At 56.1% G+C, this 12,927-nt stretch carries 4 protein-coding genes; all 4 read right to left on the bottom strand.

The window, feature by feature from the left end:
* Positions 1–37 precede the first annotated feature (37 nt).
* Positions 38–8,116, bottom strand: a complete 8,079-nt coding sequence (locus JZM60_RS10665; RefSeq protein WP_207162444.1) for an MBG domain-containing protein — start codon at positions 8,114–8,116, stop codon at positions 38–40.
* 91 nt (positions 8,117–8,207) lie between these two features.
* Positions 8,208–9,227 carry a peptidylprolyl isomerase gene (locus JZM60_RS10660; protein WP_207162443.1) on the bottom strand — a complete coding sequence of 340 codons (1,020 nt, stop codon included), beginning with the start codon at positions 9,225–9,227 and terminating at the stop codon, positions 8,208–8,210.
* Positions 9,227–10,963, bottom strand: coding sequence for a S8 family serine peptidase (locus tag JZM60_RS10655; RefSeq protein WP_207162442.1), 1,737 nt, complete (start codon positions 10,961–10,963; stop codon positions 9,227–9,229). The genes JZM60_RS10660 and JZM60_RS10655 overlap by 1 nt, the downstream gene beginning before the upstream one ends.
* Before the next feature lie 176 nt (positions 10,964–11,139).
* Entirely contained in the window at positions 11,140–12,558 is a 1,419-nt protein-coding gene (locus JZM60_RS10650) for an IPT/TIG domain-containing protein (RefSeq protein WP_207162441.1), read from the bottom strand.
* Between the last annotated feature and the right edge of the window lie 369 nt (positions 12,559–12,927).

Genomic DNA, 12,927 nt, shown 5'->3' with positions numbered 1-12,927 from the left:
GTAGATTCAGTATTTTTATGCGTATATGCCTGACAACTTATTGCATCTGAATCGCACAGGCTCGGGAGTCCAGCAGTGTAACTTCACCATCGCCGTTCACATCGAGGGCAAGATTGTTGCTGCCCCTCCCCTCGACGATCATCCGTATATCATCAGCAGTTATGGAGCCATCGCCGTTCACGTCACAGGAATTGCCGGACGATCCGTTTATGGTCCCATCTGCCGACAACACCGTAATATAAAAACTTTGGGAAGTTTTACCACCCTTGCTGTCAAAAGCCTCGACCTTGACATATTTGGATCCGGTCTGGGATGAGGACGGCGTCCAGATGATCAGACCGGAAATAGCATCGATGGTCATTCCCGATTGTGCTGACGCAAGCCTGAAATACACGGCATCGCCATTGGGATCGGTTGCTTCCACATCATAGTTGTACAGAACGCCGACCGTTGCCCGCGTTACCGCCGTAGAAGTAATCTTCGGAGAACTGTTGGACGGCCGGGAAACAACGGAAATCCTGAAGCTCTGGCTTGCTGAAAGTCCCGCGGGGTCCGTCACTTTCACCGTTACCGAATAGGTGCCGGTATCCTGCGGATGCCAGTAGATGAGACCCGTTGTCCCGTTGATCGTCATGCCCGACGGACGGTTGGTCAAGGAATAGGTGACCGCATCGCCATCGGGATCGGAAGCCAGCACCTGGTAGTAGTAATACCCATCCTTGTACGCAGTGGTCATTGCTTGCGAGGTTATCACGGGAGCCTGGTTGGCCGCCTGGCCACTGACGGCAATGGTAAATGCCTGTGTTGCGGTTTGACCACCGGCAGTTGCGTTTACCACAACATTCCGGGTGCCTGCCTGGTCAGCCGATGGGGTCCAGGTGATTACGCCGGTTGTTGCATTGATTATCATCCCTGCCGGTGAATCGGTAAGGCTGTAGGTTATAACATCACCGTCAGCGTCAGTAGCATTGACATCATAGGAATAAGGGCTTCCCACGGCAGCAATTATTACCGGAGTCGAGTTGATTGCCGGGGGATTATCGGCATCGGCTGACGGCGACACCGTAATATAAAAGCTTTGGGAAGTTTTACCGCCCTTGTTATCGACCGCCTCTACCTTGACATATTTGGAGCCGATCTGGGACGAGGACGGCGTCCAGCTGATCAGACCGGTTACGGCGTCAATGGTCATCCCTGACTGAGCCGATGCCAGCCGGTAATACACGGTGTCGCCATTGGGATCGGTTGCTTCCACATCATAGTTGTACAGCATGCCGACCGTTGCCCGCGTCACAGCCATGGAAGTAATCTTCGGGGCGCTGTTGGAGGGTCGGGAAACAACGGAAATCCTGAAGCTCTGGCTTGCTGAAAGTCCGGAGGGATCCGTCACTTTCACCGTTACTGAATAGGTGCCGGTATCTTTCGGACTCCAGTAGATGAGACCGGTCGTTCCGTTGATGGTCATGCCCGACGGGCGGGTGGTCAATGAATAGGTAACCGCATCGCCATCGGGATCGGATGCCACCACTTGATAGTAGTAGTACCCGTCCTTGTACGCAGTGGTTACTGCTTGCGAGGTTATTACGGGAGCCTGGTTGGTATTGGCGGCAACAACCGTAAGGATTACGCTTGCCGTCGCATTGTTGTAATTGTCAGTATCGGCAGGGATGAAATCAGCGGACAGTGCCTGGCTTCCCTCAACATTCATGACGGTGCCGGCCGCAGGAGTATAGCCGAAGGTACCGGCAACGTTGGCAGCGGCATTAAGCTGGGTCGAGGAAAGAGCCGTTCCGACGGCAACCGGGGCCGGCGTCGCCCAAACAATGGTCGGCGTCGCTTTGCCGATGGTCATCGTGCCGGTTGCGCTGCCTGTGTAGTTGGCATCGTTTACCGTGGCAACGACGGTGTAACTTCCTGCGGCGGCCGGTGCGGCGTTGCTGCCGTTGTAGGTGAAGCCGACTGCAAGCCCTGCCGGGGAGGTTGTAGCGGTGGCGCTCTTCGCAGTGCCGCTGTAAATCTGGCTCAGGCCGCCCAAAGTAACGGAAGAGGTCGCCTTGTTCACCGTCAGCAGAACTGAAGCGGTTGACGAATTGTAGAGTGTTGTGTCAGCCGGGGTAAAGGTAACGTTAAGGGTCTGCTGCCCGGCGTTAAGGACGGTGCCGGCAGCAGGGGTATATGTGAAGCTGCCTGCCACGTCCGCTTTGGCGTTTTGTTGAATTGCGGAAAGGACCGTGCCGTAAGTAATCGCCGCCGGCGTTTCCCAGGTGATGACCGGCGTAGTTTTAGCAACGGCAGTAACAGTCAAGCTGACGCTCGCTGTGGCTGTCTCATAGTTAGCCGCGTCGGTCGGGGTAAAAGCTGCGGTAAGTGTCTGGTTCCCCGCTACATTCAGAACGGTTCCTGATGCAGGGGTGTAGGCGAAGGTGCCGTCAATATTGGCCGTGGCGTTCAGTTGGGTGCTGCTCAGTGCCGTGCCCTCATACACTGCGGACGGCGCCGCCCAGGTGATGACAGGGGTCGCCTTGGTAATCACAAGGGTTCCCGTGGCGCTGCCGCTGTAGTTGGAATCGGTTACGGTGGCTACGACGGCGTAGCTCCCGGCCGTGCTCGGAGCGGTGGCGCTGCCATCATAGGTGATGGCGACAGTCTTGCCGGATGGGTTGGTGGTGGCGGTGACGGCCTTGGCGCTGCCGTCATAGGTGGCAGTCAGACCGACCAGGCTTACCGTGACTGTAGCAGGGTTAACCGTTATGCTGACGGTCTTGGTGGCCGTGGTGTAGGTCGCGGTGTCATTGGGGGTAAACGTAACGCTTAGCGTCTGTGTACCGGCGTCAAGGACGGTACCCAAGGCCGGGCTGTAGGTGAAGGTACCGGCGACGTCCGCTTTGGCGTTCAGTTGCGTGGCGGAAAGCGCGGTGCCGTAGGTGATCGCCGCAGGGTTGCTCCAGGTGATGACCGGTACCTGCTTATCGGTGATCGAGAGGCTCACGCTGGCCGTGGCGTTATTGTAGTTGGCGCTATCGGCCGGGGTAAAGACGGCGGCGAGTGTCTGGGTTCCCGCAATGTCCAGGACGGTCCCGGCGGCGGGGGTGTAGGCAAAGGTGCCATCCACGTTGGCCGTGGCATTCAGTTGGGTCGTGCTCAGTGCCGTACCCACATACACTGCGGTCGGCGTTGCCCAGGTGATGACGGGGGTCGACTTGTTGACCGTAAGGGTAACGGTCTTGGTGACCGTGGCATAGGTCGTGGTGTCGGTCGGCGTGAAGGTGACACTCAGGTTCTGCGTGCCGGCGTTGAGGACGGTGCCGACGGCTGGGCTGTAGGTGAAGTTACCGGCTACGTCCGCTTTGGCGTCGAGTTGCGTGGCGGAAAGCGCGGTGCCGTAGGTAATCGCCGCAGGGTTACTCCAGGTGATGACCGGCACCTGCTTGGCGCTCACCGTCAGGCTCACGCTGGCAGTGGCGGTGTTGTAGTTGGTACCGTCAGTCGGAGCGAAGGAGGCGGACAGCGTCTGGGTGCCGGCGGTGTTCATTACCGTCCCGGCGGCAGGGGTGTAGGTGAAGGTACCGTTCACGTCAGCGGTAGCATTCAGTTGGGTGTTGCCCAAAGCCGTGCCCACATACACTGCGGACGGCGCCGCCCAGGTGATGACGGGGGTCGCCTTGGCAATCACAAGGGTCCCGGTCGCGCTGCCTGTGTAGTTGGGATCGTTAATTGTGGCCGTTACGCCATAGCTGCCAGCTGTGGTCGGCGCAGTCACCGCGGCCTTACCGCTGGTGTAGGCTATGGTAACAGCAAGACCACCCGGAGTGGTGGTGGCGGCAGCTGCTTTAGCAGTGCCGTCATAGATGGCGCTCAGGCCGGAAAGAGTGACGGTGGCAGCAGCCTTGTTCACCGTGAGGGTCACACTCTTGGTGGCAGTGGTGTAGGTCGTGGTGTCATTGGGGGTAAACGTGACGTTCAGCGTCTGTGTACCGGCGTCAAGGACGGTACCCAAGGCTGGGCTGTAGGTGAAGGTACCGGCTACGTCAGCTTTGGCGTTCAGTTGCATGGCGGAAAGCGCGGTGCCGTAGGTGATCGCCGCAGGGTTGCTCCAGGTGATGACCGGTACCTGCTTATCGGTTACCATCAAGCTCACGGTGGCCGATGCATTGTTGTAGTTGGCGGTGTCGGCCGGAGTGAAGACGGCGGCAAGTGTCTGGGTCCCGGCGGTGTTCAGGACGGTCCCGGCGGCGGGGGTGTAGGCAAAGGTGCCGTTCACGTTGGCGGTGGCATTAAGTTGGGTGCTGCTCAGTGCCGTGCCCACATACACTGCGGTCGGTGTTGCCCAGGTGATGGCCGGGGTTGCCTTGGCGATTACCAGGGTTCCCGTGGCGCTGCCGCTGTAGTTGGGATCGGTTACGGTGGCTACGACGGCATAGCTCCCGGCCGCGCTCGGTGCGGTGGCGCTGCCCCCATAGGTAATGGCGACGCTCTTGCCGACAGGGTTCGTGGTGGCGGTGACGGCCTTGGCGCTGCCGTCATAGGTAACGCTCAGCCCGGAAAGGCTTACCGTGGCAGTGGCAGGGTTAACCGTTATGCTGACGCTCTTTGTGGCGGTAGTGTAAGTTGTGCCATCGGTCGGAGTGAATACTACCGACAGGGTCTGCGTTCCGGCATTGAGAACGGTACCGGCGGCGGGAGTATACGTGAAAGTACCGGCCGTGTTTGCCGTTGCCTTAAGTTGCGTGGCGGAAAGCGCGGTGCCGTAGGTGATCGCCGCAGGATTGCTCCAGGTAATCACGGGGACCTGCTTGGCGACTACGCTGAGGCTCACGGTGACCGATGCGTTGTTGTAGTTAGCGGTATCGGCAGGGGTGAATGCGGCGGACAGCGTCTGGGCCCCGGCGGTGTTCATTACCGTCCCGGCGGCGGGGGTGTAGGTGAACGTACCGTTCACGTTGGCGGTGGCATTAAGTTGGGTGTTGCTCAGTGCCGTGCCCACATACACTGCGGTCGGTGTTGCCCAGGTGATGGCCGGTGTCGCCTTGGCGATTACCAGGGTTCCCGTGGCGCTGCCGCTGTAGTTGGGATCGGTTACGGTGGCTACGACGGCATAGCTCCCGGCCGCGCTCGGTGCGGTGGCGCTGCCCCCGTAGGTGATGGCGACGCTCTTGCCGACAGGGTTCGTGGTGGCGGTGACGGCCTTGGCGCTGCCGTCATAGGTGGCGGTCAGGCCGGAAAGAGTGACGGTGGCCGCTGCCTTGTTCACCGTGAGGGTTACACTTTTGGTGGCAGTGGTGTAAGTATTACCATCGGTAGGAGTAAATACTACCGACAGGGTCTGCGTTCCGGCATTGAGAACGGTACCCACAGCGGGAGTGTACGTGAAGGTACCGGCCGTGTTTGCCGTTGCACTGAGCTGGGTAGCGGAAAGCGCAGTGCCATAGGTGATCGCCGCAGGATTGCTCCATGTAATCACGGGTACCTGCTTGGCGACTACGCTGAGGCTTACGCTGGCGGTGGCGGTGTTGTAGTTGGTGCTGTCGGTCGGGGCAAAGGAGGCGGACAGCATCTGGGTCCCGACGGTGTTCATTACCGTGCCGACGGCGGGGGTGTAGGTGAAGGTGCCGTTCACGTTGGCCGTGGCGTTCAGTTGGGTATTGCTCAGGGCCGTGCCCACATACACTGCAGTCGGCGTTGCCCAGGTGATAGCCGGAGTTGCCTTGGCGATTACCAGGGTTCCCGTGGCGCTGCCCGTGTAGTTGGCATCGGTTACGGTGGCTACTACGGCATAGCTTCCCGCGGCGCTCGGGGCGGTGGCGCTGCCATTATAGGTTACGCCGTAACCTAACCCGACAGGGCTGGTTGTGGCGGTAACCGTCTTGGAAGTGCCGGTATATGTCTGATTGAGCCCAGACAGAACAAGGTAAGCCGTGGCTTTGTTCACCGTTATGGCAATGCTCTTGGTAACCGTATTGTACGTAGCCGTATCGTTTGGGGTAAAGGTGACGTTCAAAGTCTGCGTACCGGCGTTAAGGACCGTGCCGGCGGCAGGGGTGTAGGTGAACGTACCGGCCGTATTTGCCGTTGCGCTAAGCTGGGTAGCGGAGAGCGCAGTGCCGTAGGTAATCGCCGCAGGGGTGCTCCAGGTGATGACCGGAGTGGTCTTATCCTTGACAACCCAGGTAAAACTAACCGCAACAGGTGCAAAGCCGTCAGTAACAGTTACCGTCACCAGGTAGTTCCCCGGAATGCTGGACAAGAGAGTCCCGCTGATAAGACCTGTCGCTGAATTAATGGAAAGGCCCGCAGGGAGGCCGGTGGCACTGTAAGTAAGCGGATTGGAATCAGCATCGGTTGCCTGAATCTGAAGGCTTGCCGCGCTTCCAACAATAGTTGTCTGATCAGCCGGCTTGGTTACAACGGGCGGTGTGTTGGCACCCTCCGCAGTGACGGTAATGGAAAAGTACTGATAGGTTTTGGCAAGCTTCGCATCCGCAACGCTTATAGCAATATTGTATGTGCCGAGCTGCGTTGCAGTGGGTGTCCAGCTTATGACATTGCCGGTAAGGGTCAGCCCCTGGGGCAATGAAGAAGATTCCAGGTAGTAATACAGAGCATCGCCGTCGGGATCACTTGCCACAATAGTATAAGTATAAGGCTGCCCGGCAATGGCATAGGCCGGAGCCACTGAAGTAATCACCGGTGGCCTGTTCAGCTTGATAACGTTTACCGTGTAAGTCTGGGTCGCTTTGAGGGAACCATTGTCGGCAACCATGACACTCACCTGGTGAGCGCCCTCTTGAGCAAGGGTCGGAGTCCAGCTGATTACCCCAGTTGAAGAATTGATCGTCATCCCGGTTGGTGCAGAGGCAAGGGAATATGAAAAAGTGGTCCCGGCATCAACATCGCTTGCCTTAACCTGATATGTATAGGGGGTTTCGGTATAGGCGCTGGTGACAGCTGCAGAGACAATTGAAGGCGGATGGTTGCTCAATACCGCAAGGTCTGTAACTCGAGTCGGGAAAGCTTCATCACTCACCAGAAGCGCTTCGTTGGTGATGTCTTTTACCGAATTGACCGTGACGGAGGTCTGTACCGACTGGGTATTCGCCAGAGGTGCAATGTTTGCCAGACTCCAGGTAACGGTGTTGGTGACCGGGTCATGGACCCCACCCGTGGACGCGCTCGTAAACACCGTATCCTTCGGAAGATAATCAATTATCTTCACATTGGTCAGGGTTGTACCATACAGACTTTTGAGGTTGTCATAGCTGATGGTGTAATCGGCACTGCCCTGATAATTTACAGTTGTACCGGCGTGGGTCTTTGTGGCCGAAAGGGGCAGGTTGGGATAGACCTTGTCGGTGATGTCGATGGTTTTAGATCCGCCGACTGGGATTGCCAGATCCCACTGGTTGGCGAACTGCAGGTCGTCGGCTTCAGCATCAGTGGTATAGGTGGTCTGGGGAGATGGGAAGTCCGATGGCGCATCATCCTTCAACTCGGCGTAGAGGTATATCTGGTTATTGTCGAAGTCGAAACTTGTGGGGGACGGAGTCGCTTCATGCACAAGGGTTATCCCCTCGTCCGCATATGTCTGGGGGCCGGTCTGGTAAATGCGGGTGCCGACCACCTCCACCTTGTCAGCCTGCGTGGCCAACTGGGTAATCTCATAGTCACTGTATTCAAAAAGGTGATAATCAAGAGGCTGAGCGGAGATATTGGTTATGGTCACCGTCTTTTTGAGGTCGGCCCGATACAAGCCAGATTCATAAGGAGTCAACTGGTACTGGACCTTAACTGTGAACTCTCCCGCCTTGGTATAGGTTAGAGAGACGCTTGTGGCAGTGGATACCACGCTAGTAGGAGCGCCCAATGTCTCAAGGGACGCCTCGCCGCCAGTGGCGCCGACCCGATACCAGAACCATTGCTGATACATGAGCTCCGTACCGTCCACCTTGAATGAGTACAAACCAGTGAATGCGGTTGCATCATCCACGGTTGCCGAGGTGTTCCGGTTCAGTGCCCGGTCATTGAGCGTGTAGACGGTCGCTTCGCTGGAAGCGACCCACAGGAACAATACCACCAGCACCTGCATAATCACCGACAATGCTTTGCCTGAATTTCTCATCCTTTCGACTCCTAACCTGCTGATGTTCATAGAGCTTGGCAACAAAGAGGCTTCACTCATTACACGGCACACAAACGATTTCCGTCTCACATCAGTTGATGTGCGACTCGATCTGTGCCTTCTTCTTCAACTCCGCAAGGATCTCATCAATCTTTTTCCGTTTGTAAGCATTGATGAGATATTTCGATATCGTATCCTTTACTTCTGCGAGTTCTGGAACGCGAGCCGGCTGTTTTTCATAAACTCTTATGATATGGAAACCATGTTGAGTCCGGACAGGCTCACTTGTCTCCCCAGGCTTAAGCGCAAAAGCAACCGTGTTAAAATCCTTCGGCATGAAACCCGGCTGGATGTAGCCAAGGTCGCCGCCGTTTGCCGCAGTGGCGCAAATCGAGTTTTTCTTCGCCAACTCGGCAAAATCGCCCCCATTTTTCAGCTCATTGCTGATTTGCAGGGCCTTCGTCCGGGCTTTTTCAACCTCATCGCCATTGGCATTCCTCGATAGCCCTATGAGGATATGACTCGCCTTCACCTTCTCCGGCTCGGTAAAACTTTTTTTATTCTTCTCGTAGAATTCTTGCACATCATTTTCAGGCACCTGAAGGCCGGCGACGCCTCTTTTGTCGAGATATTCCTCAACGAGGGCATCATTTCTCAGGCTTTCCAGATGCTGTGGGCTCAAGGAGGCAGGATTGACCTTTTCAGCAGTGGTCGCGTTTTGAAACCGCGCCTGTGTAATCGTTTTCATCCGAAGTTCAACCTTTTCTACAAATTCTTTTTCATGGATCCCCGCTGCCGCCTGCACGAGGAGTTCCTTATCAATCAGGCCATCAAGCTCCTGACGCAGGATCTTAGTCTCAAAATCCGGCGTGAACGCCCTGTATCCGGATTTCCTGTAGCGGGCTTTGGCCATCTCCACCATGGGAACCAGTTCATCGAGGTAAATGTCCGTTCCATTGACCTTGGCGACAACGGTTTTACCTGCCTTCTCAGGACCGGACTCAGCCGTAACAATCCCGATCATAAGGGAAACGGCCATAATTACGGTCATTACCCCCAGGGCATTTTTCACCAGAGCATTCATTCTCGGCACCTTGCAGAAGTGAATCATCAGGAGTTACGGGAAACCGTGATATCGGCAAACGCCCCCGGTTTTCCGTAAGGTGTCACGGTAATTGAGGTTGCCGCATCGGTGGCATAGTCCAACTCGATCACCTGTGGCGTTCTGCTGTGAAACAGAAACGATTCTAAAGGTTCTTCAGGGCGAATACCATCGGCCGACTTGATGCTGATTCTTTTCAGGCCCGCGTTGGTCACATTGATCGTGTATGTCCCTTGTTCGAGGGGAATAACAACCGCGTCGCCCCTTAACTTCCCTCCGGTTCGGATAACCCTGACGCGCCTTGCCGCATCGGCCACCGTAAGGGAGTATGTCTGCTCGGCAAAGAGGCCGCTGCCGTCGGCAGCACGGATGGTTACGGTATAGCTCCCGGCCTGTTTGTACGTCGGAGTCCAGCTCACTATCCCTTTGGCTGCATCAATAACCATACCCGCAGGGGCAGCCGCAAGGCTGTAGGTAATGCTGTCGCCATCGGCATCAGTGGCAAGCGCAGCGTAGGTGTAAGCTGTGCCTTCCTTGGCAGTGGTTACCGGAGTACTTGTAAAAACCGGCGGAGTGGAGTCCGATGGAACAGAAACCCCGACTGCGCGCGCGGCATCAACCAATCCGTAACCGAAGTAAACATCCAGGCCGGTATCGCCCAGGTCCCTGGCCGTTGCGGCAAGCCTCTGACGAACCTCATCGGCGACACTGCCATTGCCATTGTCATCCGTTATCCCTGACGACAGGAGAAGAGCCGCGACTCCGGCAACATGGGGAGCAGCCTGGGACGTGCCTGTCAGGTACCCATAACCGCCACCGGGCACGGTAGATTTAATGCTGACGCCAGGAGCGGCAAGCTCCATTTCCGGACCGTAATTATACAAGGGCCGGGTGTCGTCAGGGCGTGTTGCCGTCACCGCAATCACCGAATCAAATGCAGCGGGATATTCGATATACGAATTATTGTAATTGCCCGCAGCCGCCACGAGAATAATCCCGGCCTGGGCCGCCTTGTCACAGGCATCCTTAAGCGCCTGGGAGAAGAGCGAAGATCCGATACTCATGCTGATAATCTGCACTTTATTGTTTATCGCCCATTCAATGCCCGCAATGACATCGCTCACATCCCCCGCCAGCCCGGCATTGAGCACCTTGAGAGCATAGAGAGAGACGCCGGGGGCCACGCCGACGACACCGGTGCCATTGTCCAGGGCACCAACAATGCCGGCCACGTGAGTCCCATGTCCGGTGGGAATATAAGCATTCATCGAGTCATCGAATGGATCGTCGTTGTCATATACAAAGTTGTAACCACCCATGTAATTGGCTGCCAGATCAGGATGGTTGTAGTCGATGCCGGTATCGAGGATAGCCACTTTTATCCCGGAACCCTTGATGCCCGCCTGGACAACTGCATCAGCACCTATATGCGAGACTCCCCAGGAATCCAGGTACTCCTGAGAGGTGGTACCCAAAGCCTGCATCGGTTCAACAGCCCTGACGACGACATCTTCCTCCACATACGCAACAGAGGGGTCGTCCTTCAGGCGCTTGATTTCATTTTCAGGCAACTGGGCGGCAATCACATTCACGAATTTGTGCGAACGCTTGATGCGGCCACCTGCCCGGTGAATTTTTTCCTGTTTCTCTTGAGTGGTCAGATTAAGCTGTTCGCGGAAACCGACCAGCATCTTTCTATCTGCGGCCTTGGCCGGTAATACCGTGGCAAGAAGCAGAAGTATCATTAAGGAAATGATGCGCGGATTTTCCATGATCACCCTTTTCCGTTTCATGTTCCGTTTCATATTCTATTAAAGCTGAGGCGGCCGGAGGTAATTCGGAGAAAAATCTGGATTGAACCGTGGGGAGCATCTCTGATGCTCCCCACGGCGTCAGCCTGATTCAGGCAATTTCCTTCTGATTACCGGGTCTTCTTGGTAACAGCAGCAATGGTACCGGAAACCGGCCCATAAAGGGTCTTCACGACAACCTGGGCGCCAGCTTTGAAGCTCTTGCTTGAAGCAACGATCTTAGTGTTGCTCCAGGAAAGGATTTTGGCAGCTTCATCGCCAACAAAGACTCCCAGGCCGGAGTTGTAATCGGCAGGAGGAACAGCACCGAAGTTCTGGCCGGTGATGGTCAGAGTGGTCTTGCTGAGGACAGCAGACTTGCACACCACGTCAGGAACGACGGTCAGTTTTGCCAGGTTGCTCTGGACGCCTTCTTTGGCCACTTTCACGTCATAGACGCCTTCGAGGAGAGCAGGCACAAGCACCTTGATCTCGCTCTCGGTAACCGAGAAGGGCTGGAGGGTAATGGTGTTGGAACCATCGGAAATGGTTACGGTCGGGTTATACACCGTAGAGCCATCGCCACCGATGTTAGTGAAAGCATTACCGTTCAGGGTAAGAGTGGTCTCCTGGCCAACATGGGCCGTAAGGACGTTCTGACCGCTGATGAACGGAACAGTGGCAGCAGTAAACGGTGCAGAGTTGCCATACCAGGACCAGTGGCAGCCGTTGCAATCCCAGTTGTTGCCGATGTGGCCATAACCGAGATCTTCCGAACCGGGGACAATCGTACCGAGGTTGGCGGCAGCCGGAGTGTCGGCCTGGATGTTGTGGAGCGACTTCACGCCGTGGCAGGCCTCGCACTGACGAATAGTGATCGAGGAAGTCACAGAGTGGCACCAGGTGCAGTCACCCTGGCCAGGTTGACCAATGCCGGTTCCGTGGTGGGTATCGGCGTTGCTGAAGATCGGCTTCGGCGTTGCAGTGGCATCGGCCTGGTGGCAAGCTTCACAACCCTGGACAACAGCAGTTTCGTTGGTACCGGGAACTGCAACTGTCCTTCCGTCCGGCAGCGGGGTCACGGACGAAATGCCATAGGTGGGGATGTAGTGGCCGTCGAGAGGGTTATCAATAAGGCTGCCGTGGCACTTCTGGCAGTCTCTCTGAAGAGCAGCCGTCGTAACGTGGTGCGGCGAAGAGGTGTGGCACTTGAGGCAATCGCGGAAATCGTCAAACACGAATCCGCCGGTGCCATCGGAAACCAGCACGTGGCAACCGGTAGTAAGGGTTGCGGGATCACTGGCATTACGGATACAGCTTGCTGCGGGAGTTACGGTATTGATCAGCGCGTGGTGCATTTCGGCAAGCTGGGTATCGGTACCCGTATGGCACTGCTTACATTCAGTCATGGTCAGATTGCCGAATTTAGTATCGGCGATCCCCAGGGTCTGGTTTACCGGCGGAGGAGGAACGTTTGCCCAGTTAACGGCGGTAACGCCAAGGACAAGTCCAGCTACGAGCGACATGCTCAACAAAACCTTCTTTTTCATATCCTTTCTGCTCCTTTCGCATAAATAACTTTCATCTTCCGACTACTGCTGCATGGGAATTCCCTGGTTTCTAATCACCTCCTTCATTGTTAGATTGGTAACCCCTTGCGTACAGACCGCACATCGCATTTCATAAAATTCTCGGGAACATTCCCGCCTGCTAAAAGGAAAAACCACAGAGAACCAGACTATACCGGCTCTCATGGCCTCCACCAATTGCTCCCTACCCGGCAAATCTTCCAGGAATAATCAAACGGAATCCGGCATCACAACGGCTATACCACGCTAAACATTAAAACCGGCCAACCGCAAACAACAACATTTCAACAAGTTAGAAGATATGCAAAGCAATTGTGAGCAGCATTTTAA

This window comes from Geobacter benzoatilyticus, assembly GCF_017338855.1.
GTDB lineage: Bacteria > Desulfobacterota > Desulfuromonadia > Geobacterales > Geobacteraceae > Geobacter > Geobacter benzoatilyticus.
This window is presented reverse-complemented; position numbering and strand designations above follow the sequence as displayed.

Coding starts and splice junctions, on each gene's coding strand:
- JZM60_RS10665 (WP_207162444.1), bottom strand. CDS start 8,116: ATGAGAAATTCAGGCAAAGCATTGTCGGTGATTATGCAGGTGCTGGTG.
- JZM60_RS10660 (WP_207162443.1), bottom strand. CDS start 9,227: ATGATTCACTTCTGCAAGGTGCCGAGAATGAATGCTCTGGTGAAAAAT.
- JZM60_RS10655 (WP_207162442.1), bottom strand. CDS start 10,963: ATGATACTTCTGCTTCTTGCCACGGTATTACCGGCCAAGGCCGCAGAT.
- JZM60_RS10650 (WP_207162441.1), bottom strand. CDS start 12,558: ATGAAAAAGAAGGTTTTGTTGAGCATGTCGCTCGTAGCTGGACTTGTC.